This window comes from Snodgrassella alvi (assembly GCF_002777425.1).
Lineage (GTDB): Bacteria > Pseudomonadota > Gammaproteobacteria > Burkholderiales > Neisseriaceae > Snodgrassella > Snodgrassella alvi_B.
Genome location: NZ_MDVC01000115.1, coordinates 60429 through 82032, shown reverse-complemented (window position 1 = coordinate 82032; position 21604 = coordinate 60429). Strand labels below are relative to the sequence as shown.

Below are 21604 nucleotides of genomic sequence, written 5' to 3'. Positions count from 1 at the left end.
GGATTGTCATCCATATGGGTATGACGCCCATTTTTTGCCCTGTTGATATTATAAAGCACGGCGGAAACTTATGGCGCGCAAAATATGACTGGTTTCAACGTCATGAGTATCCGCCATATCTGCCAGTGTACGGGCAATACGCAAAATACGATGAAAGCTGCGTGCTGAAAGTGATAGTTTTTCCATGGCACTGGCCAGAGTCTGCTTGGCATCAGTGCTGATTCGGGCGATATTGTCCAGTTCACGGTTGCTTAATTGTGCATTGATTTTACCCTGACGCTGATACTGGCGCGTGCGGGCTGTGCTGACACGCTCACGAATACTGCTGCTGTTTTCGCCATTCGCCTGTTGTATTAAGTCACTGGCCGGCAGGCTGGGTACATCGATAATGAGGTCTATGCGGTCGAGCAGGGGGCCGGAAATTTTATCTCGGTAACGGGATATGGCTTCCGGTGTGCAGCGACACGGCTTGACTGGATGCCCAAGATAACCACATGGGCAGGGATTCATTGCGGCTACAAGCTGAAATTTGGCTGGATAGGTAGCCTGACGTGCGGCGCGGGAAATGTGAATTTCGCCACTTTCCAGTGGTTCCCGCAATACTTCGAGTACTTTGCGGTCAAATTCAGGCAGCTCATCCAGAAACAAAATGCCGTGGTGCGCTAAAGAAATTTCACCAGGCCGGGGATCGGAACCACCACCTACCAGCGCAACGGCTGAGGTGCTGTGATGAGGGGAGCGAAAAGGCCGTATTTGCTGGTATTGTTGCTGCCCGTGCGGTAAAAGTGACTGTAAAGACCAGACGCTTACCAGTTCTGTTGCGGTTAATGGAGGTAATATACCGGGCAGGCGCTGCGCCAGCATGGATTTGCCTGTTCCCGGTGGTCCTGACATCAATAAGCTGTGACCACCGGCTGCGGCTATTTCCAGTGCCAGTCTGGCTGTTTGCTGTCCGCGCACATCTGCCATATCGGGATAGGCTGCTTCGACCGGCTGCTGTTGCAGGTGTTGTGTCTCAACGGCAGTAAGTAATTGCTGCTGGTTGAGATGGGCAGCTACAGCAGCCAGTGTGCTGGCTCCATATACCCGTGTTTGCGGCAGTAAGGCAGTTTGAAAAGCGTTGTCTTGTGGCAGAATAAAGGCGCGCTGGTGTTGCCGTGCTGCTTCTGCCATGGCGATGGCACCACGGATTGGCCTGATTTGGCCGGATAGGCCGAGTTCTCCGGCTAGCTCATACTGATGCAGAGTGGCGCTGTCTATCTGCCCGGAGGCTGCCAGTATGCCAATAGCAATTGGTAGGTCAAACCGACCCGATTCTTTAGGCAAATCAGCTGGTGCTAGGTTAACGGTAATTTTTTTTGCCGGAAAATCGAAACCGGACTGAATAATGGCAGCTCTTACTCGATCCCGGCTTTCCTTGACTTCGGTATCCGGTAAGCCAACTATATTGAATGCAGGTAGACCATTGGCCAGATGGGCTTCTACCTCTACCAGTGGTGCTGCCATGCCTGTCAGGGCACGACTATAAATAACTGCCCATGACATGGGTTGATTCCTCAGGCAGGCGAATCGGTATTGTTCTCTGGTGCAGAAGCAGGGGTGGTGCTGTTGTTGCTGTTTTGTGCCAGCAATGCTTCCAGTGCAATTACCCGTGTTTCTAGCTCGGCCAGTTTTTCTCTGGTTTTCAGTAACACCTGCTGCTGAATATCAAATTCTTCGCGTGTAATCAGATCCATCCGGTTGAAAGCACTGCCAAGCATGGATTTGACATTTTTCTCCATGTCTTTGATAGGGCTGTTGCTGATGGTATCACCGAGTTTATCGCTGATGTCGTCAAAAAACTTTTTGCTGAACATGACCTGAATCCTTTTAATGGCAAGGTAATCAATGTCTGTGATTGTACGGGTGAAACAGTTGGCAATGCAATGCTTATGTGTTGTTCAGGGAGCAGAAAACACAATATTGTAGTGCTGGCCGTCAAGGGTTAAATCGCCGAGAAAATCATTGCGCTCATCAACACATACTGGTAGTACGGCGTGGTGCGCTGTCCAGATGCCTTGTCCTTGTGGTTTGAAATCGGTGCGGTTAAAGCCCAGATCCATATTGCGCATGGTGAAATGGATGCTGATTCGCTGTACTGATGCTGGTACATGATGCATGCTGATGTCAAAGGGTTTGGTGATATCGGCCGGCGGTGTAAATTGGATTACTGCTCCGCCGGGCAATATGCAGCCGGTGCGCACGTTGCAATTACTGAGTGTGCTTAGTGCATTTATACGGCTGTTTTGCCAAAGAACAATGCCAATGATGCTGGGGACAGCTATGATAAAGATAAGTAGTCCGATGATGACGGTGGTTGAATTTCTGGCAGGCTGAGTCATGGTGTTGGCAGGCAGTAGTGTAAGTTAAGAAGTCAATATTTGGTAGTTGTCGGGCAGACTATGATGGATAAAGAAACAGACTGACGTTGACTATTATTGCTCCTGAATGACGCCATGGACGCCTAGTGTAAACCAGTTGGGCTGTGCTACAGGCTGACTGGATTTTTCCAGTAAAACCATAACTGGTACGCCGGATGGATGTTGCTGTAACAGGGTAAGGAGTAGCTGGATATCTTCACTGTTGGCTATAGGCCAGATAATAGCTGCGGCTGTTTGTGCCTCTAGCCACTGTTTATAGTTGTGACAGATAGCCCAGATGTTGGTTGTGGGATGTTGATTTGCTAATTGTTTTAGTTGGCTGGCTGGTACATAAACAACTGTTGTTGTAGCTATACCAGGCTGATAGGGCAGTATCTGTAATGCTGGTTGTTGTGGTGTTGCGGTATGAAAGCCTGTATTTAAATGGCCGCTCATGTTAGTTGGAATGGCTAATGCAGCCAGAATAGGCGCGTTTGCCGGCAACATTGGGGCAACCGTGAGATTACCGGGTTTTTGCCAGCACCAGCTTTGCTGTTCACGTGCAGTTAATTGTCCATGCCACTGGTTGGCGGCAATGCGATAGAAATGCAGGTGAACATGGGCATGTTCGTAATGGTGAATTTTGGTTAGCCATAGGGCGGCAGTGGTGATTTCTATGCCCAACTCTTCAGCAAATTCGCGCTGTAATGCGGCCAGACGGCTTTCATTTGCTTCAACTTTACCACCGGCAAATTCCCAGTAGCCAGCATAGACTTTGCCTGCCGGACGCGAACTAAGCAGAAATTCACCCTGCTGGTTGTAAAGAATGCCGGCAACCACTTCAATTAGACTGCTATCACTCATTCGGCATACTCGGCTACAGCAAAGGCCACGATATGATTGTCTTCATCAGTTAGGCTCAGGTGGATACGCCCAATGTTTTTTTGCTTGAGCCATTGTGACAATGGCTTTTCAACAATAAATTCAGGACGACCCAGTTCATTGTGACCAATACCGATGTTGCGAAGAGTAACCGGGCTGCGCAAACCGGTATGTACGGCTTTGGCGAAAGCTTCTTTGGCTGCAAAACGTTTGGCCAGAAACTCGACAGGCTGATTGGCTGAAGGCCATTCCAGTGCTTCGATCCGTGACAGCATTTTTTCGGCCACGGCATTGGCTCCGTAGGTTTTACACATTTTGGCGATGCGGTCAATTTTTACTAAGTCTGTACCTATGCCGTAAATCATTTTTTCCCTTTAGTGGTAAAGATTAATAAGGAATGTTGCGCGCACGAAAAATGGCTGTTTTCATTTGTTCAATGGCTTGGGGCAATCCGATGAAAATGGCCTGAGCAATCAGTGCATGGCCGATATTGAGTTCATGAATGGCCAGAATTTTGGCAATGGGGGCGACATTATGAATATTCAGCCCATGCCCGGCATTGACGATTATGCCCATTTCGCTGGCCTGATGAGCAGCATCTTCGATACGCGCCAGTTGCTGCTGGCGTTCCCGTGTGTTAGTGGCATCGGCATAAGCACCTGTATGTAGTTCTATGACTGGTGCGCCGACTTCACGACAAGCCTGTATTTGTCGGCTATCAGTGTCGATAAACAGTGATACGCGAATACCGGCAGCAGTTAGTTTTTGGGTGTATTCCGCTACTTTGTTTTGCTGTGATAGCACATCCAGCCCACCTTCGGTGGTGATTTCCTGCCTTTTTTCTGGAACGATGCATACATCGGCTGGCTGAACGGCCAGCGCATTATCCAACATCTCTGGGGTAAGCGCCATTTCTAGATTGAGGCGCGTGCTGATGGCGTTTTTGACAGCAAATACATCAGCATCACGGATATGACGCCGATCTTCACGCAGATGCATGGTAATCAGATCGGCACCATGCGTTTCAGCTATCAGTGCTGCCTCTAGTGGGCTAGGATAAATACTGCCGCGAGCATTACGCACTGTTGCAACGTGATCTATGTTTACGCCAAGTAGCATAAGCTTTTACCTAGTGCTGATTAAATGGTATATCACGATACTTTACCCTTACTCGGCTGTAAAGATAAACTAATTTAACTTTGTTTTGCTGCAAATAAATCGTTATCAAAAAGATCAGGATTATGTTCTGGAGCATCGCTTCTGAGATGGCAGTCCAGATGCACATCACTATCTACCTGACAGCAGCAGGGCAGTATTTCACCTGGTGCGATAAAGGCCAGTGGCTGCTCTGGATAACTCACTTGTCCGGAAAGCAGCTTGAGGCGGCAGGAACCGCAATAACCACTGCGACACTGGTATTCAACTTCGTGTCCGGTACGTTCTAGCCCTTCCAGCAAGGTTTCATCCTGTTGTAGGGTAAACGTTTTGTCGCAGGTGGTGATTAGGCTCATTTTCAGCGTTGCTGCATTCTGGTTAGTGTTTGTGACTTTTGCCAGACTGGCGCAGTAGGGATTTAAAGCTCAAAGTCGCTTAAATCGTCTTCATTCAGCTCAGCATCAATCTGGCCAACTAGATATGAGCTGACTTCAACTTCCTGTGGTGCAACCTGCACATTGTCTGAAGACAGCCAGGCATTAATCCAGGGAATCGGGTTCTGCTTGGCATGCTCAAAAGCAGGTGGTAAACCCACAGCCTGCATGCGCAGATTGGTGATGTATTCGACATACTGGCCAAGAATGTCTTTATTCAGGCCAATCATGGATCCGTCTTTAAACAGGTATTCAGCCCAGTCTTTTTCCTGCATGGCGGCACGGTGGAAGAGCTGGAAGCATTCTTCTTCAGTCTCTGCCGCAATCTGTGCCATTTCTGGGTCATCTGCACCTGTACGCATCAGGTTGAGTATTTGCTGTGTGCCGGTGAGATGTAAAGCCTCATCGCGAGCAATCAGTTTGATGATTTTGGCATTGCCTTCCATTAGCTCGCGTTCGGCAAAAGCAAAAGAGCAGGCAAATGAAACGTAAAAACGGATTGCTTCGAGCACGTTGACACACATCAGGCACAGGTAGAGTTTTTTCTTCAGCTCATGCAGACTGATTTCTACGGTTTTGCCGTTAATCTCGTGTTTGCCTGCGCCCAGTAAGTTGTAGTATTGAGTATATTCGATTAAATCATCATAGTAACAAGCAATTTCTTCGGCACGGGCAATGATGTGTTTGTTTTGTACGATGTCATCAAATACGATGGACGGGTCGTTGACGATATTACGAATGATATGGGTATAACTGCGTGAATGAATGGTCTCGGAAAACGACCAGGTTTCAATCCAGGTTTCCAATTCGGGAATGGATACTAGAGGCAGTAGAGCAACATTAGGACTACGTCCCTGTATGGAATCAAGCAGAGTCTGGTATTTCAGATTGCTGATAAAGATGTGCTTTTCATGCTCGGGTAAGTTAGCATAGTCGATGCGGTCGCGCGACACGTCCACTTCTTCCGGGCGCCAGAAGAAAGACAACTGTTTTTCAATCAGTTTTTCAAAAATATCAAATTTCTGCTGATCATAACGAGCTACATTGACAGGCTGACCGAAGAACATAGGTTCTGTCAGGGCATTATTCGGTTTTTGACAGAATGTGCTGTAGTTCATTGACAGATGTTCACAGGCCATGGCGATACTCTTTATTCAAATTGACGTAGATGGGAAATAGGGTAATAAAAGGGTGCCTGAGCACCCTTGGGGAATCAGATTTTGCAGGCACCGCTGGCACAGCCGTCATCCTGAATGCTGGTCTGCATGTCGTCGGCACCATCACGGGTATTCTGGTAATACAAGGTTTTCAAGCCGAATTTATAGGCTGTCAGCAAATCCTTGATTAATTGCTTCATCGGAACTTTTTGTCCTTCAAAGCGTTGCGGGTCATAGTTGGTATTGGCTGATATCGACTGGTCGATGAATTTTTGCATGATACCCACCAGATGCAGGTAGCCTTCATTGTTTGGCATATCCCACAGCAGCTCATACTGGTTATGTAGGCGTTCAAATTCTGGCACAACTTGTTTGAGAATGCCGTCTTTGGATGCTTTTACAGATACCAGTCCGCGCGGAGGCTCAATACCATTGGTGGCATTGGCAATTTGGCTGGATGTTTCTGAAGGCATCAGTGCTGTCAGAGTGGAATTGCGCAGGCCATGCTTGACGATATCAGCACGCAAGGCTTCCCAGTCCAGATGTAGCGGTTCTTGACAGATTTTATCCAAATCTTTTTTATAAGTATCAATTGGCAATAAGCCTTGTGCATAGGTGGTGTCGCTGAATTTAGGGCAGGCACCCAGCTCTTTTGCCAGTTTTACCGATGCTTTGAGCAGGTAGTACTGGATGGCCTCAAATGTACGATGGGTAAGGCCGATGGCTGAGCCATCACTGTATTTCACGCCGTTTTTGGCCAGATAGTAAGCAAAGTTGATAACCCCGATACCTAGTGTACGCCGGTTCATGGTAGCCAGTTCGGCAGCCTTGATGGGATAGTTCTGATAATCCAGCAAGGCATCCAGAGCACGGGTAGCGAGCTCGGCCAGCTCTTCCAGTTCTTCCAGATTTTCCAGTGCGCCCAGATTGAATGCCGATAGGGTACACAGGGCAATTTCACCATCCGGGTCATTGATGTCGTTCAATGGACGGGTGGGCAGGGCAATTTCCAGACACAGGTTGGACTGGCGTACCGGTGCCAGTTTGGGATCAAACGGACTGTGGGTATTGCAGTGGTCGACATTCTGGATATATATACGTCCGGTACCGGCGCGTTCCTGCATTAACAGTGAGAACAGGTCAACAGCAGGAATACTGCGACGGGTAATACTGCTGTCTTTTTCGTATAAGACATAGAGGCGTTCAAATTCGTCCTGATCAGCAAAAAATGCGTCATACAGCCCCGGTACTTCTGATGGTGAAAACAGGCTGATGTTTTCACCCTTAATCAGGCGGGTATACAGCAGGCGGTTAATCTGCACGCCGTAATCCAGATGACGGACACGGTTTTCTTCCACACCACGGTTGTTTTTCAGTACCAGCAGATTTTCTACTTCCAGATGCCATAAGGGATAGAACAGGGTGGCTGCTCCGCCGCGTACTCCTCCTTGTGAGCATGATTTAACCGCCGCCTGAAACATTTTATAAAACGGGATGCAGCCGGTGTGCTGGGCTTCACCACCGCGTATTTCGCTGCCCAGAGCGCGAATACGGCCTGCGTTAATACCAATGCCGGCTCGCTGGGATACATATTTGACAATCGAGCTGGTGGTGGCATTGATGCTGTCAAGGCTGTCATCGCATTCAATCAGCACGCAGGAAGAAAACTGGCGTGTTGGTGTGCGCACACCAGACATAATTGGTGTGGGCAGGGAAATTTTGAAGGTACTGATGGCGTGATAGAATTTTTTTACATACTCCAGTCGGCTTGTCTGCGGATAGCGGGCAAACAGACACATTGCTACCAGCATATATAAGAACTGTGGGCTTTCAAAGATTTGTTTGGTAACCCGGTTTTGTACCAGATATTTGCCTTCGAGCTGTTTGACTCCTGCATAGGAGAACGTTAGGTCGCGATTATGGTCAATACAGGCATTCAGTTCATCAAACTCCGCTCGTGAATAATCCTGTAATATGTGTTTATCGTATTTGCCTGATTCAGTCAGGCTGGTTACATGGTCATACAGATGTGGCGGTTCGAACTGGCCGAAAGCAATTTTGCGTAAATGGAAGATAGCCAGACGGGCAGCCAGATACTGATAGTCTGGTGTTTCTGTAGAAATCAGGTCGGCGGCTGCCTTAATAATGGTTTCGTGAATGTCATCCGTGCGAATACCATTGTAAAACTGAATGTGTGAGCGTAGTTCTACCTGAGATACGGATACATTATCCAGTCCCTCTGCTGCCCAGGTAACAACTTTATGAATTTTATCCAGATTGATGTCTTCCAAACTTCCGTTACGTTTGGTTACTTTGAGATTGGCTACCGCATTCATGAGTGATTCTTTCTAGCACAAGTAAAGCAGAAAAAAACAGTGACGACACAAAATGTAGTGGTCAACTGTTATTCTGAACACAATATACTGGTTTTTTGCTTTAAAAAAAAGACTTGTCAAAACTGACTATATCCGCTTCTTCATAATGGGTGGGTTAAGCGATGTAATGATTTTTGTTGATTCACAAACAGTTTGGTTTGATTTGTCTCATTTTGAATGAAACAGTAAAAAAAATTATTAATTTTTCAGTTTTATTAGTTTTTTTATATCGGGGGATAAATCTGCGCTGTATCTGGCTACATTTACAGGGAAAAAGATATACTGCCTAAAATATAAGCTCGGCATGGCGTCACTTAATTTTAGACAGTAATTACAGGTACTGGGCTTTAGTGTTGCAATAGTGACTCATCCAGTTTTAAGTCATTGTTGTAATTAATACTAATCTGGCTGTTCAGTACCTTTTGAGCAATGGCTTTGGCTTCTTCAAGCGAATGCATGGTGTAGCTGCCACATTGATAACGGTTCAGTTCGGGTATGTGATTCTGGTCGGCTACGGCAAGTACATCCTGCATGGCCGCTGCCCAGGCCTTGGCCACGGTGGCTTCATCAGGTGTTCCAATCAGGCTCATGTAAAAGCCAGTGCGACAGCCCATGGGGGAAATGTCGATAATTTCCACTTTGTCGCTGTTGAGGTGGTCGCGCATAAAACCAGCAAACAAATGTTCGAGTGTATGCATGCCTTTTTCTGGCAGAATGGCCTGATTGGGTTTGCAGAAACGCAAATCAAACACGGTAATGTCATCCCCTTTGGGCGTCGTCATGTTTTTGGCTACACGCACTGCTGGTGCATGCATGCGGGTATGGTCTACAGTAAAACTATCCAGTAATGGCATGATGATTCCTTGGTAGTTGTTAGCCTAAAACTTTCCGAGCGCTGGCAAACAGCCGGTACCAGCCAGACATTTCCGGCCAGTCTCGTGGAGCCCAGCTCATTTGTGCTGTCTGAAATACTCGTTCCGGGTGCGGCATCATGATGGTGACGCGACCATCCTGACTGCTGACACCTGCAATACCGGCGGGAGATCCATTCGGGTTGAGCGGATACATATCCGTTACCTGATTATGGCCGTCCACATATTGTAGCGCAATGGCCAGCTCTGGCGGTACGCTGTTTTCCGATAAATGGGCAAAGTCTGCCCGTCCTTCACCATGGCTTACTACAACTGGCAAGCTGCTGCCAACCATATCCGCCAGAATTAATGATGGTGAGGCAGGGACGGTAACCATACTCAGGCGTGCTTCAAACTGTTCGGAATGATTGCGGTGGAAACGCGGCCATGTATCTGTACCCGGGATAATCTCGGCCAGATTGCTGAGCATCTGGCAACCATTGCACACACCCAGAGTTAGCGTATCCTGACGGGCAAAAAATTCAGCAAACTGTTGCCGAAGCTGCTGGTTAAATAAAATACTTTTGGCCCAGCCTTCACCGGCACCGAGCACATCACCATAGCTAAAACCACCGCAGGCAGCCAGCAGGTGAAAATCTTTCAGTGTTACCCGTCCGGCCAGCAAATCACTCATGTGCACATCATGGGCAGCAAAGCCGGCACGTGTGAATGCGGCGGCCATTTCCTGCTGTCCGTTTACGCCCTGTTCACGCAGAATAGCCACTTTAGGCTGCTCACCACGATGAATATAGGGCAAAGCAATATCTTCGGCAGGGTTAAAGCTTAATTCGGCAAATAATCCGGCTAAGCGTTCCTGTTCCAGTAAGGCAAATTCACTGTCGGCACAGTACGGATTATCGCGTAAGCGTTGCATGTGATAACTGGTTTCACTCCAGCTCTTTTGCAGGTCTACCCGATTTTCATTGAGTAGAACCGTGTTGCCGTGATGTACCATTAACCGGTCGGTGGTGTTGATGTGGCCAAGAATATGCAGCGTATCAGCCAAGCCGGCCGCAGCAAAGGCAGCCTGAATACCGGCAACATCTGCATTGTGTACCTGAATCACGGCACCGAGCTCTTCAGTAAAGAGGCTACGCACAGCCGCATCCTGTAGCTTCTGGTTGTGGCTGTGCTGGTTGGTTTGCTGGATAAGTGAGGCGATGTTAATGGTTACGCCTATATGAGCGGCAAACATCATTTCTGCCAGTGTCACCACCAGACCACCGTCGCTGCGATCATGATACGCCAGAATTTTCTGTGCGCGGATTAATGATTGTATGAGCAGGAAAAAATCAGCCAGTAGTGCTGGTGTATTTACATCAGGTGCACGGCCGCTGAGGTTTTTCCATACCTGTTGCAGGGCACTGCCACCCATGCGGCTACAGCCCTGTCCAAGGTCGATGGCCAGCAGGGTAGTGTCCGCGATATTCTGTAATTCAGGCGTAACGGTATGACAAACATTGTTTACCGGGGCAAAAGCAGTGATAACCGCAGATAATGGTGACACCACTCTTTTTTCTTCGCCGGTATCATGCCAGATTGTTTGCATTGACAAGGAATCTTTGCCAACGGGAATACTTAGTTGCAATTTCTGGCATAGCTCAGATACCGCTTCTACTGTTTCATACAAACGTGCATCTTCACCAGCAAAACCACAGGCAGCCATCCAGTTGGCAGAAAGTTTAATCTTACTGAGTGTGCCGATGTCGGCAGCGGCGATGTTGGTTAATGCCTCGCCAACGGCCATGCGTCCAGATGCTGCGCCGGAAAATAATGCCAGAGGTGATTTTTCGCCCATACTCATGGCTTCACCAAGCAGGGTATTAAAGCCCATTTTGGTAACCGCGACGTCTGCCACCGGTGTCTGGAAACGTCCAACCATTTGGTCACGGTGGGTAAGGCCGCCAACACTGCGGTCACCAATGGTAATCAGAAACTGCTTGCTGGCTACTGTTGGCAGACGTAATACCCGGTAAAGACTTTCACGAATGTCCAGTTTGCTGCCATCAAAGGGCGCGATTTCTTCGTTAACGGTATAGTCGGTACGGGTAACTTTGGGTGGCTTGCCCAGTAATACGTCCAGTGGGATATCCACCGGATTGTTGTTAAACAAATCATCACGCAGCTGTAATTGTCCGTCGTCTGTAGCGGTACCAACCACAGCAAATGGACAGCGTTCACGCTGGCAAATGGCCTGAAAGATTTCCAGATTTTCTGGCAGTATGGCTAATACATAGCGTTCCTGCGCTTCATTACACCAGATTTGCAGCGGATTGAGGCCATGTTCTTCCAGTGGTATCTGACGTAACTGAAATACAGCCCCACGGCCGGCATCGTTTACCAGTTCCGGAAAGGCATTGGATAAACCACCAGCACCGACATCATGAATGGAAATAATTGGGTTGTCTGTACCCAGTTGCCAGCAGCGATCGATAACTTCCTGGGCACGACGCTCAATTTCTGGATTACCGCGTTGTACTGAGTCAAAATCTAGATCGGCATGATTGGTTCCGGTACTCATGCTGGATGCAGCTCCTCCACCCAGACCGATGAGCAAGCCGGGGCCGCCGAGCTGAATGAGTAATGCACCGGCAGGGATATTGTCCTTGAAAACCTGCTGTGCCTGAATATTACCGAGTCCGCCGGCTATCATGATGGGTTTATGAAAGCCACGCATGGTACCGCTGAATAATTCTTCAAAGGTGCGGAAATAACCGAGAAGATTGGGACGGCCAAATTCATTATTAAAAGCTGCACTGCCAATCGGGCCGTCCAGCATGATATCCAGTGCACTGCTGATGTGTGCTGGTTTGCCATACTGATTACGGGTAGCTGTATATTGTTCCCACGGCTGGATAAATTCGGGTATGGAAAGATTGGAAACGCTGAAACCACTTAGACCCGCTTTAGGGCGCGCTCCTTTGCCTGTTGCGCCTTCATCGCGGATTTCACCTCCGGAGCCGGTAGCCGCACCGGCAAAAGGTGCAATTGCAGTAGGGTGATTATGAGTTTCCACTTTCATCAGAATATGGGTTTCTTCTGTATTAAACCGATATTGCTGTTGTTGATTAGCCTGTGGGTAGAAGCGTTCAATACTGGCGCCGGCAATAATGGAAGAATTGTCTTTATAAGCTACCAGTGTGCCTTCGGGATGAGCCTGATGGGTGGCGCGAATCATGCCAAACAGGGAATCGGGTTTGGCTTCATCATCAATGATAAATTTGGCATTAAAAATCTTGTGGCGGCAATGTTCGGAGTTTGCCTGAGCAAACATCATCAGTTCTACATCTGTAGGATTGCGTTGTAGCTGCTGATAATTTTCCACCAGATAGTCTATCTCATCTGCGGATAATGCCAGTCCCATTTGCCGGTTTGCAGTTTCCAGCGCGCATTTGCCTTCTGCCAGTATATCAATACAGGTAAAACTCTGCGCTGCTGTGGCGTGAAACAGTTGTGCCGCATCTGCAACAGAAGCAAGTACGCTTTCAGTCATGCGGTCATGCAATATTACCTGCCAGCTATCCTGTTCCTGCTGACTGAGCGGGCGGGAAAAGGAATACAGAATACCGCGTTCGATGCGTTCAATTGCAGTAAGGCCACAATTGTGAGCAATATTGGTGGCTTTGGAAGCCCAGGGCGAAATGGTTCCCAAACGTGGGATAACCAGTAGCTGGGTACCAGGCAAGGTATTGCAGTTTAGGTGCGTGGCACGCAATAGTTCAAGTAGTTTTTGCTGATTGTCTGAATTGAGTGCAGTTGCTGAAGCCACAAAATAGCGAAATTCGCTATTTATCTGAATGTTGCAGTCCAGTTGCAGTTTTGCAGCCTGCTGTAACAATTTTTCAATACGAAAGGGGGAAAGTGCGGCCTCGCCGCATAGTGACAGTACAACTGACATGATGAGGGTAGCTCACTTTGGTAGTGGGTTTGGGCTGAGGCGCAATTTTACGCGAAAACTAGGCGCTATGCTTGATTTTATGTTATTGGGTAGGAGTGGTTTGAGTTTCAGATAAGGATATGGTAGTTTTTAATTGTGTGGATACAGTAAAAAGGGAAGCGCTGGTATGAAAAAGATTGAAGCAATCATTAAACCGTTCAAGCTGGATGATGTACGTGAGGCCTTGTCTGATGTAGGTTTTAGCGGAATGACTGTATCTGAGGTCAAAGGTTTTGGACGTCAGAAAGGGCATACTGAAATTTATCGTGGTGCTGAATATGCGGTAGATTTTTTACCCAAGGTAAAAATCGAACTGGTATTGCCAGACGAGAGAGTAGAGCAGGCAATTGAGGTTATTGTGGCTGCTGCTCACTCTGGCAAAATCGGCGATGGTAAAATTTTTGTATTACCGGTGGAAGAGGCGGTGCGCATTCGTACCGGCGAGCAGAATGAGGCGGCAATTTAAACGCAGGCCAGATTAATACCATACCGTCTGAACTCAACTACAACAGAATACTTTAATGTATCAATCAGTTGTATTCAGACGGTTTTTCTGTGTCTATAAAATATCAGTGCCGTTTTTGGTCAGGGCGATGCCACAGCCCCAGCATCGTCACGGTGGCGATAAAAAACTTGAGTAAATCAAAACCGGCAAATGGCAGATAGCCCAGTTGCAGGGCTTGATAGATATCAGTGTGCAGATAGAGAGCCAGATAAACAACTCCAAAGACAAATATAATCTGGTGAGCAAGGGCAAAGGCACACAGTCCGCTAAGAAAATGCCGGTCGTAACCTCTTTCGGCCGCTATGCCTGCTATATAGGCACTGACAACAAATCCATACAGATAACCGGCTGAAGCCGATGTCAGGACATTTATCCCGCCATGGCCACCGGCAAAAAAAGGCAGGCCGCAAGCCCCCAGTATTAGATACTCAAGCATGGCCAATACGGCAAGTCTGCGCCCCAGACCGGCGCCAATCAGTAAAACAGCCAGAGATTGCAGGGATAAAGGCACAGGTTGCAGGGGAATGCTGATATTGGCTGATAAGGCCATTATCAGTGCTGCGGCTGTAGTTGCCAGTAATTTGCGCTGCCACTGGACTAAAGAACAGTATTGCAGCAGATAAGGCTGAAAGGTACGGGATAATGTGGAATTCATGGAAAGCCTTAAACAGAATAAAAATCAGGTGAAAAGACACACGGCAGGCAAATAAAAAAGCGGCCGTGGCCGCTTGAATATTGGGTTACAGTACGTAACGAGCTAAGTCTTCACGCTCGGCAATATCCTGCAATCGCGCATCTACATAGGCTGCATCTATGGCTATATCACCGGCAGGAGCTTCGAAAGAAACTTCTTCAAGCAGTTTTTCCATCACTGTATGCAAGCGGCGTGCGCCAATATTTTCAGTTTTTTCATTAACCTGAAATGCAATTTCGGCAATACGGGCGATACCGTCATCAGTAAATTGCAGATTTACGTCATCAGTAGCCAGTAGGGCAGCATATTGCTCGGTTAGATTGGCATGTGTGGTGGTGAGGATGGCTTTGAAGTCGTCCACACTCAGATTATCCAGCTCAACCCGGATAGGGAAGCGTCCCTGTAATTCGGGTATCAGGTCACTCGGACGATTGAGATGGAATGCGCCAGAGGCGATAAACAGGATATGGTCAGTTTTAATCATGCCATACTTGGTTTGCACTGTTGTGCCTTCAACCAGTGGTAACAGATCACGTTGCACACCCTGACGCGACACATCACCACCATGACGGTTGCTATCAGTAGCGATTTTGTCGATTTCATCCAGAAATACAATACCGTTTTGCTCAACCGCTTTGATAGCCTGCTCGCGTAATTCTTCTTCACTTACCAGTTTGGCTGCCTCTTCATCCAGTAACAGTTTCATGGCAGCGCTTACTTTCATTTTCTGCGCTTTGGTTTTACCCTGTCCCATGCTGCTGAACATGTCCTGTAACTGATTGGTAAAGTCTTCCATTCCCGGAGGGCCCATTACTGACATGGCTGGAGAAGGAGAAGCGGCGACTTCGATTTCAATTTCTTTATCATCCAGTTCGCCTTTACGTAGCATTTGGCGGAATTTTTGCCGGGTGTGGTTTTCCGGTTGTGCTTCCTGCGGTTCGCCAGCAAAACCTACGCTGCGTGGTGGCGGCAGCAGGGCATCCAGAATGCGGTTTTCCGCCGCATCCTGTGCACGGTCGCGATTTTTGGCGATTGTCTGGCTGCGGATGTTTTTCAGCGCAATTTCAATCAGGTCGCGAATAATGCTGTCCACATCGCGGCCAACATAGCCCACTTCGGTAAATTTAGTGGCTTCTATCTTGATAAACGGCGCATTGGCCAGACGAGCGAGGCGGCGCGCAATCTCAGTTTTACCCACGCCGGTAGGGCCAATCATCAGAATGTTTTTCGGGACAATTTCACTTTGTAATGGTTCGGCAACACGACTGCGGCGATAACGGTTTCTCAGTGCTACTGCTACCGCACGTTTGGCCTGAGTTTGGCCGATAATGTGTTTATCCAGTTCATGAACGATTTCGCTCGGGGTCATTACTGCTGTACTCATCTTGTTCCAATCTTGAGGTTTGACCGTTATTGACAATTTAAATTAACCAACCAAGGTAATTACAAGGTTTCGATAGTATGGCTCTGATTGGTATAAATGCAGATATCACCGGCGATTTCCAGTGATTTTTTAACTACCACAGCTGGTTCCAGTTCGGTGTTTTCCATTAGTGCGCGGGCGGCAGACTGGGCAAATGCACCACCGGAACCAATGGCGGCAATACTTTGTTCTGGTTCAAGTACATCGCCGTTACCGGTAATCACCAGTGTATTTTTTTTGTCAGCCACAATTAACATTGCCTCCAGACGACGCAGCGCGCGGTCAGTACGCCATTCCTTGGCCAGCTCAATCGCTGCCAGCATCAGTTTACCCTGATGTTTTTGCAATTTGCTTTCAAATAGTTCAATCAGGGTGAATGCATCGGCAGTACCACCGGCAAAGCCGGCCAGAACCTGATTGTTATACAGTTTACGCACTTTGCGTGCGGTGCCTTTAATAATGGTATTCCCCAATGTCACTTGACCATCGCCACCGATGGCGACGTTTTCGCCGCGCCGAACGGAAATAATGGTGGTGCCGTCGAATTGTTGCATGTCTCGTGATCCTTTGTTGACCAACAGCCACAATAACTGTCGGAAAAAAATAACTGCCTTTAAATAAGGGCAGTCTGGCTGGCTTTCAAGTTTATATGCCGTTTATTCAGCGGGGATATTGTATGCTGATGAATGTAACTAACTAAGGTATATCATATTTTTAGAATGGCTGCTTTATTTATATAAAAAAACGACAACCTGAAAGGTTGCCGTTTTTCAAACACGGTTACTTATTTTTTTGTTTTTTTGTGCTTGTATACTTTTTTAGTGGTAACGGTTTTGGTGGTTTTAACAGTTTTGGTTTTCGCAGGAGCAGTTGCTACTGTACCATTTGTACCATTATCTACGACGCAATTCTGGGTAACAATTTGCGGAACAATTCTTTCCTGACCATTAACAACCTGTTTGCTAGGTTGCACCAGACCTAAAGCATCTACTTGATCTACAGTGTCGCTGGTAGCAATAGCTGTTTTCCAGGTGATGCCTTCAGGAGAAACGAAAGTATTGTAGTTAACGTCGCGGGCATCACGCATCATTACCGGAGACAGTTTGCCTTGATAATTTACCTGAGCTGCCACTACGTTCTGGCCTTGCAAGCCATACATTACACGTAAGCTGTTTCTGGCGTTGCCGGTACCACACAGGTAAGATACTTCTTTACGTCCGTCAATCTGTACATCAGCAGCAGTAGCTGCTGTGGTTGTAGTAGTTGTGGTTGACTGGGTGACAGGTGCCTTGTGATGAGATTTAGATGCACAGCCAGTCAGAGCAAGCATTAACATTACAGCAGGGACAAGAACTTTTTTCATGACAACTCCTTCAAGCATTTATGAATAAATTTTTAGATAACATAAACCATCATACTTGGCTTAGGTAAAGATGCAATGGATGTATCTTATTCTTTTTTATCTAATGTTGGTTAGTATTAAAAATATCCAATAAACGTTATTGTTATTGTATGAAGAATGCCGGGATAGAAATTTCCGCACAACGTGATGTTTAAATACAATATTTGCTTTATCGATTAAACATTTGCACGTAATGGTCATTATTTTTTGTACATTAAATTTTCAAAATTTAACTTTGTTTGACTTGGTGTCTGTACCACGCTTCTGTCGTCCAGATTAAATGCAGTCAGGCTGCCGCCCCATAATGCACCAGTGTCCACGCAGACAACATTATTTGTCTCATACAGACCCAATGCCGACCAGTGACCAAATAAAATAGTTTTATCTGTATTCTGTCGGTCTGGAGCCTCAAACCATGGTAAATGATGTGCCGGCATATCATTAAGTGTGCCTTTATAGTCAAAATCCATGGCACCATTATCGGTGAGCGCACGCATCCGTGTGAAGCTGTTGGTGATGAAACGCAGTCTTTCATCGCCACTTAGGTTGTTGTTCCATTGATCGGGTTTATTACCGTACATGTGGGCAAAGAACTGTTGCGGTGTATTCTGTAAGACGGTTTCCACTTCCTGTGCCAGCAATTGTGCCTGTGTACATGTCCATTCTGGCCAGATACCTGCATGCACCAGTACATAATCTGCCTGCCGGCGGTATAAAGGTTGCTGGCGTAACCAATCAATTAATTCTTTTCTGTCGGGCGCATTGAGAATGTCGCTGATTGTGTCCGCACGTTTGAGTTTGCCATAGCCGTAATGCAGCGCCAGTAAATGCAAATCATGGTTGCCCAGAATAGTTTGCATACAGCCATCATGCTGTTTAACCAGACGCAAAGTAGCCAGTGACTGGGGGCCACGATTGACCAGATCACCAGTAAGCCATAAAGTATCGGTACCGGGATTAAAGTCCAGTTTCGTCAGCAGACTCTGAAATTCTGCCAGACATCCCTGTATATCACCAATTACGTATTGCGCCATATCCAACCTCCCAGCCATTCAGGAACAAACAGCCATTTTGACTGCCTGTCCTGAATTTGTCTGCTTACTTGTCTAGAACCAGAACACCTTCTGCTTCAACCTGCACACCTTTGGGTAAGGCAGAAACTTCAACAGCGGCACGGGCAGGGTATGGAGCAGTAAAGTATTGCGCCATAATCTCATTAAAGGTAGCAAAATTGCTTAAGTCGGTTAAATAAGCGTTTACTTTCACCAGATCATTCAGGCTGCCGCCAGCAGCTTCTGCAACTGCCTGAAGGTTTTTAAATACTTGGTGTGCCTGTTCTGCAAAACCACCCTCTACTACCTGCATGGTTTCGGCTACTAGTGGAATCTGGCCGGACAGGTATACGGTGTTGCCAGCGCGTACAGCCTGAGAATAAGCGCCGATGGCGGCTGGTGCTTTATCAGTATGAATAATATTTTTACTCATGTTGCTACTCCTTTGCATTAAAGAAAAAAAGGATTATCAAATAATCAGGTTTTTAAAAATAAAGCCAGTAAATCATTCAGAAAACTGCGTCCCAGTGGCGTGGGGCGTAAATACACTGGATTTGCATCCAGTAAGCCGTGTTCAACTGCCTGAGTAATGGCATGCTGTATCGAAGCCAGTGGCAGGCCGGTACGTTCACTAAACCATGCACTGGGCACGCCAGCAGTCAGTCGCAGGACATTCAGCATAAATTCAAACGGCAAATCCTGTGCCGATATCTGTTGACGGGTAATTGCACGTTGCGGTTGCTGTTGCATGGCCTGCAAATAGTCTTTTGGATGCCGGCTGCGGGTTGTACGCTCGATTGCCTGAGCAGTAGATATTTTACCATGAGCACCAGCACCAATACCGATATAGTCACCAAATTGCCAGTAGTTCAGATTATGCTGACATTCCTGTTGTGGCTGGGCAAAAGCTGAAGTTTCGTAGTGAGTGAATCCGGCCTGATGTAATGCTGTATGCACGGTTTCTTCGATATCAGCGATATGGTCATCGTCTGGCAATTGTGGCGGAGGAGTATGGGCGAACGGTGTATTTGGTTCCAGTGTAAGCTGATAGGCACTAATATGCTGTACGCCGGTTGCAATGGCTATACGAATATCCTCCTGTGCCTGTGTGACTGTTTGTCCAGGCAAGGCATACATTAAATCTATATTCACTTTAGGAAATAAAGTTAAACCGGATTCAATTGCACTTAGCGCTTCATCACGGTTGTGAATACGTCCCAGAGTTGCCAGTTTGTCGTCGGCAAAACTTTGCACGCCGATTGAAAGGCGGTTAATGCCCGCTGCCGCAAAAGCAGCAAAACGATTGCGTTCGAATGTGCCCGGATTGGCTTCCAGCGTGATTTCCGCTGCTGGCAACAAATTAACCCGCGCACGAATACCACTTAACAGCTTCTCAAAAGCTGCGGCCGAAAGCAGGCTAGGGGTACCGCCGCCAATAAAAATCGTATGCACTGGCCTGCCCCAGAAATAGGGCAGTTCCGTTTCTAGATCGGTTAATAAGGCAGCAATATAGGCCTGTTCATCCAACTCCTGTTTCAACTGATGCGAATTGAAATCGCAATACGGACATTTACGCACACACCATGGAATATGAATGTACAGCGATAATGGCGGTAAACTGGACAGATGTGGAGAGTGACTCTGTGGTGTTTGTAATGAGACAGAAAACTCAGGCATTAGAATTCAGGCCATATTGTTGCTGGAGTTTTGCCATGAGAATATGCAGAGCCTGCGCTCGGTGGCTGATGCGGTTTTTTTCTTCATGGCTCATTTGTGCTGCGGTTAATTTCTGCTCAGGTAAGTAGAAATGCGGATCATAGCCAAAACCATTATTTCCGGCAGCAGATGACTGCCACAGACCCGGCCAGTTTGCTTCGGCAATCAGTGGCTGTGGGTCGTCTGGATGGCGAACCAGTACCAGTACGCATACGTAAAATACGCTTTTGTCACTATTTTGACGCAGCTGGGCATCCAGTTTGGCATTATTAGCGGCGTCGGATTTTGGTTCTGTACCTGCATAGCGAGCAGAATGTACACCGGGAGCACCATGCAGGGCATTAGCACAAATACCGGAATCATCGGCCAATGCTGGTAAACTGCTATGGCGGCTGGCATGTCGAGCTTTAGCCAGTGCATTTTCTACAAAGGTCACGTAGGGTTCTGGGCATTCGGTGATGTTGAAAACCGATTGAGGTATGATTTCTATGTTCAATGATTTAAACAAACGGCTGAATTCAGCCAGTTTTCCCTGATTATTACTGGCAAGAACAATTTTATTCATGATTAATATCGTTAGAAGATAAGGCCTGATACATTTGCTGGCAGGCACGTTCGCGTAGCGTAAATGCCAGCGCTGCAAACTGTCCCAGCGCACTGACAAAAGCAAGTAAACAGCAAATTATCGCAATAGTGTGCTGTTGATGCACCCAATAATAACAGCCTAATATCACCCAGCCAATAAACATAAAGGTACATGACGCTAGGATGAGTAATAAAAGTTTGAGTTTAGTCATATTGGTATGCTCAAAAATAAATGGTATGGCTTGAAGCCGGCTACAGTAATCAGGTTAATCACTATAGTTTATAGCAGATTATGGTTTTTAGAATGAAATAGAATATAAAATGAATTAATCATTAGTTATCATCCGGATTTAAATAAGATACAGCATCTTCAATTCAATATACTCATTCGTATTTTCAGATGTAAAAATTTATTTTTTCCAAGCGATGTAAAATCTGTAGTGCTGTCTGATGTCTGTTTTTTATTCTGGCTCATTTTGACTATTTTGATGGTTAATGGCATTTCAGCAATTGAAATAATCAAACCAATAATAAAACATGTTGTACTATAAGCAGAAAGCTGTTGTTCATTTCGATATAGTAAAAAACCGATATTGATGGATGCTATAAATAGTAATGATGTAACAATGTGGATAATAATCAGTTTTTACATTAGTGTTGTTCCCTTTAAGAAGAAGGCTATTAATGAAGATCAGTTTTGTAATATTTTCACTATTTTACAATAAAACTTTAATCAATATCTATTCTTTAGCTATGAATGAATTTTTGCTTGCAGCTGCTGGTGATTAATTTGAATTCCGGCTGATTTTAATTAGCTTAATCGTAAATGGTGTTATTATTATCAATCCAATGGCAGCAATGATAAAACAGCAAATACTGTACCACAAAGGATAACGTATATCGGCAAAGAAAATGGTACCCATAACGAGAGTGGTAATCACCGTCATTGCTAGAAAACAATAATTTATAATCAGTTT

The 21604-nt window shown here is 46.6% G+C and carries 21 protein-coding genes; 1 reads left to right on the top strand and 20 read right to left on the bottom strand.

What is annotated here, in order from left to right:
• Positions 1 to 48 precede the first annotated feature (48 nt).
• The 11 genes from BGI33_RS12325 to purL all read right to left on the bottom strand — a co-directional run bounded on the left by BGI33_RS12325 (position 49) and on the right by purL (position 13211).
• Positions 49 to 1545 (bottom strand): YifB family Mg chelatase-like AAA ATPase, encoded by a 1497-nt coding sequence (locus tag BGI33_RS12325; RefSeq protein ID WP_100091468.1) that lies wholly within the window; start codon positions 1543 to 1545, stop codon positions 49 to 51.
• A gap of 11 nt (positions 1546 to 1556) precedes the next feature.
• Complete coding sequence (locus tag BGI33_RS12320; protein WP_100091467.1) at positions 1557 to 1856, bottom strand: accessory factor UbiK family protein; 300 nt, start codon at positions 1854 to 1856, stop codon at positions 1557 to 1559.
• A gap of 84 nt (positions 1857 to 1940) precedes the next feature.
• Positions 1941 to 2381 carry a hypothetical protein gene (locus BGI33_RS12315; protein ID WP_100091466.1) on the bottom strand — a complete coding sequence of 147 codons (441 nt, stop codon included), beginning with the start codon at positions 2379 to 2381 and terminating at the stop codon, positions 1941 to 1943.
• A 93-nt stretch (positions 2382 to 2474) separates the two neighbouring features.
• The gene (locus BGI33_RS12310) at positions 2475 to 3263 is read right to left on the bottom strand and encodes an NUDIX domain-containing protein (RefSeq protein ID WP_100091465.1); all 789 of its coding nucleotides are present in this window, start codon (positions 3261 to 3263) and stop codon (positions 2475 to 2477) included.
• Positions 3260 to 3646, bottom strand: coding sequence for a holo-ACP synthase (acpS, locus tag BGI33_RS12305; RefSeq protein WP_100091464.1), 387 nt, complete (start codon positions 3644 to 3646; stop codon positions 3260 to 3262). The genes BGI33_RS12310 and acpS overlap by 4 nt, the downstream gene beginning before the upstream one ends.
• Before the next feature lie 22 nt (positions 3647 to 3668).
• On the bottom strand, positions 3669 to 4400 hold the full coding sequence (pdxJ, locus tag BGI33_RS12300) for a pyridoxine 5'-phosphate synthase (RefSeq protein WP_100091463.1): 732 nt from the start codon (positions 4398 to 4400) through the stop codon (positions 3669 to 3671).
• Between the two features lie 74 nt (positions 4401 to 4474).
• Positions 4475 to 4792, bottom strand: coding sequence for a class I ribonucleotide reductase maintenance protein YfaE (yfaE, locus tag BGI33_RS12295; RefSeq protein WP_100091462.1), 318 nt, complete (start codon positions 4790 to 4792; stop codon positions 4475 to 4477).
• Between the two features lie 62 nt (positions 4793 to 4854).
• Positions 4855 to 5988 carry a class Ia ribonucleoside-diphosphate reductase subunit beta gene (gene nrdB / locus BGI33_RS12290; RefSeq protein WP_100091562.1) on the bottom strand — a complete coding sequence of 378 codons (1134 nt, stop codon included), beginning with the start codon at positions 5986 to 5988 and terminating at the stop codon, positions 4855 to 4857.
• Positions 5989 to 6083: 95 nt separating this feature from the next.
• Entirely contained in the window at positions 6084 to 8363 is a 2280-nt protein-coding gene (gene nrdA, locus BGI33_RS12285) for a class 1a ribonucleoside-diphosphate reductase subunit alpha (RefSeq protein WP_100091461.1), read from the bottom strand.
• 386 nt (positions 8364 to 8749) lie between these two features.
• Complete coding sequence (gene luxS / locus BGI33_RS12280; RefSeq protein WP_100091460.1) at positions 8750 to 9256, bottom strand: S-ribosylhomocysteine lyase; 507 nt, start codon at positions 9254 to 9256, stop codon at positions 8750 to 8752.
• A 19-nt stretch (positions 9257 to 9275) separates the two neighbouring features.
• Complete coding sequence (gene purL, locus BGI33_RS12275) at positions 9276 to 13211, bottom strand: phosphoribosylformylglycinamidine synthase (RefSeq protein WP_100091459.1); 3936 nt, start codon at positions 13209 to 13211, stop codon at positions 9276 to 9278.
• Between the two features lie 166 nt (positions 13212 to 13377).
• Between purL and BGI33_RS12270 the strand changes: the two genes are divergently transcribed.
• Complete coding sequence (locus BGI33_RS12270; RefSeq protein ID WP_100091458.1) at positions 13378 to 13716, top strand: P-II family nitrogen regulator; 339 nt, start codon at positions 13378 to 13380, stop codon at positions 13714 to 13716.
• A 103-nt stretch (positions 13717 to 13819) separates the two neighbouring features.
• Here the strand turns inward: BGI33_RS12270 and BGI33_RS12265 are convergent, their stop codons facing one another.
• From BGI33_RS12265 to BGI33_RS12985, 9 genes are all read right to left on the bottom strand, one after another.
• Entirely contained in the window at positions 13820 to 14410 is a 591-nt protein-coding gene (locus BGI33_RS12265) for a biotin transporter BioY (protein ID WP_100091457.1), read from the bottom strand.
• An 85-nt stretch (positions 14411 to 14495) separates the two neighbouring features.
• Entirely contained in the window at positions 14496 to 15833 is a 1338-nt protein-coding gene (gene hslU / locus BGI33_RS12260) for an ATP-dependent protease ATPase subunit HslU (RefSeq protein WP_238791242.1), read from the bottom strand.
• A 59-nt stretch (positions 15834 to 15892) separates the two neighbouring features.
• Positions 15893 to 16426: an ATP-dependent protease subunit HslV gene (hslV, locus tag BGI33_RS12255; RefSeq protein ID WP_100091456.1), complete on the bottom strand. Its 534-nt coding sequence runs from the start codon at positions 16424 to 16426 to the stop codon at positions 15893 to 15895.
• A gap of 230 nt (positions 16427 to 16656) precedes the next feature.
• Positions 16657 to 17235: a hypothetical protein gene (locus tag BGI33_RS12250; protein ID WP_100091455.1), complete on the bottom strand. Its 579-nt coding sequence runs from the start codon at positions 17233 to 17235 to the stop codon at positions 16657 to 16659.
• 239 nt (positions 17236 to 17474) lie between these two features.
• A complete protein-coding gene (locus tag BGI33_RS12245) occupies positions 17475 to 18308 on the bottom strand; it encodes a symmetrical bis(5'-nucleosyl)-tetraphosphatase (protein ID WP_100091454.1) in 834 nt (277 codons plus the stop codon).
• 64 nt (positions 18309 to 18372) lie between these two features.
• A complete protein-coding gene (locus BGI33_RS12240) occupies positions 18373 to 18759 on the bottom strand; it encodes a RidA family protein (protein WP_100091453.1) in 387 nt (128 codons plus the stop codon).
• 44 nt (positions 18760 to 18803) lie between these two features.
• On the bottom strand, positions 18804 to 20003 hold the full coding sequence (hemW, locus tag BGI33_RS12235; protein ID WP_100091452.1) for a radical SAM family heme chaperone HemW: 1200 nt from the start codon (positions 20001 to 20003) through the stop codon (positions 18804 to 18806).
• Positions 19996 to 20610: an RdgB/HAM1 family non-canonical purine NTP pyrophosphatase gene (gene rdgB / locus BGI33_RS12230; RefSeq protein ID WP_100091560.1), complete on the bottom strand. Its 615-nt coding sequence runs from the start codon at positions 20608 to 20610 to the stop codon at positions 19996 to 19998. The genes hemW and rdgB overlap by 8 nt, the downstream gene beginning before the upstream one ends.
• Complete coding sequence (locus BGI33_RS12985) at positions 20600 to 20839, bottom strand: NGO_0222 family membrane protein (RefSeq protein WP_144235437.1); 240 nt, start codon at positions 20837 to 20839, stop codon at positions 20600 to 20602. The genes rdgB and BGI33_RS12985 overlap by 11 nt, the downstream gene beginning before the upstream one ends.
• Between the last annotated feature and the right edge of the window lie 765 nt (positions 20840 to 21604).

Coding starts and splice junctions, on each gene's coding strand:
- BGI33_RS12325 (WP_100091468.1), bottom strand. CDS start 1,545: ATGTCATGGGCAGTTATTTATAGTCGTGCCCTGACAGGCATGGCAGCA.
- BGI33_RS12320 (WP_100091467.1), bottom strand. CDS start 1,856: ATGTTCAGCAAAAAGTTTTTTGACGACATCAGCGATAAACTCGGTGAT.
- BGI33_RS12315 (WP_100091466.1), bottom strand. CDS start 2,381: ATGACTCAGCCTGCCAGAAATTCAACCACCGTCATCATCGGACTACTT.
- BGI33_RS12310 (WP_100091465.1), bottom strand. CDS start 3,263: ATGAGTGATAGCAGTCTAATTGAAGTGGTTGCCGGCATTCTTTACAAC.
- acpS (WP_100091464.1), bottom strand. CDS start 3,646: ATGATTTACGGCATAGGTACAGACTTAGTAAAAATTGACCGCATCGCC.
- pdxJ (WP_100091463.1), bottom strand. CDS start 4,400: ATGCTACTTGGCGTAAACATAGATCACGTTGCAACAGTGCGTAATGCT.
- yfaE (WP_100091462.1), bottom strand. CDS start 4,792: ATGAGCCTAATCACCACCTGCGACAAAACGTTTACCCTACAACAGGAT.
- nrdB (WP_100091562.1), bottom strand. CDS start 5,988: ATGAACTACAGCACATTCTGTCAAAAACCGAATAATGCCCTGACAGAA.
- nrdA (WP_100091461.1), bottom strand. CDS start 8,363: ATGAATGCGGTAGCCAATCTCAAAGTAACCAAACGTAACGGAAGTTTG.
- luxS (WP_100091460.1), bottom strand. CDS start 9,256: ATGCCATTACTGGATAGTTTTACTGTAGACCATACCCGCATGCATGCA.
- purL (WP_100091459.1), bottom strand. CDS start 13,211: ATGTCAGTTGTACTGTCACTATGCGGCGAGGCCGCACTTTCCCCCTTT.
- BGI33_RS12270 (WP_100091458.1), top strand. CDS start 13,378: ATGAAAAAGATTGAAGCAATCATTAAACCGTTCAAGCTGGATGATGTA.
- BGI33_RS12265 (WP_100091457.1), bottom strand. CDS start 14,410: ATGAATTCCACATTATCCCGTACCTTTCAGCCTTATCTGCTGCAATAC.
- hslU (WP_238791242.1), bottom strand. CDS start 15,833: ATGAGTACAGCAGTAATGACCCCGAGCGAAATCGTTCATGAACTGGAT.
- hslV (WP_100091456.1), bottom strand. CDS start 16,426: ATGCAACAATTCGACGGCACCACCATTATTTCCGTTCGGCGCGGCGAA.
- BGI33_RS12250 (WP_100091455.1), bottom strand. CDS start 17,235: ATGAAAAAAGTTCTTGTCCCTGCTGTAATGTTAATGCTTGCTCTGACT.
- BGI33_RS12245 (WP_100091454.1), bottom strand. CDS start 18,308: ATGGCGCAATACGTAATTGGTGATATACAGGGATGTCTGGCAGAATTT.
- BGI33_RS12240 (WP_100091453.1), bottom strand. CDS start 18,759: ATGAGTAAAAATATTATTCATACTGATAAAGCACCAGCCGCCATCGGC.
- hemW (WP_100091452.1), bottom strand. CDS start 20,003: ATGCCTGAGTTTTCTGTCTCATTACAAACACCACAGAGTCACTCTCCA.
- BGI33_RS12985 (WP_144235437.1), bottom strand. CDS start 20,839: ATGACTAAACTCAAACTTTTATTACTCATCCTAGCGTCATGTACCTTT.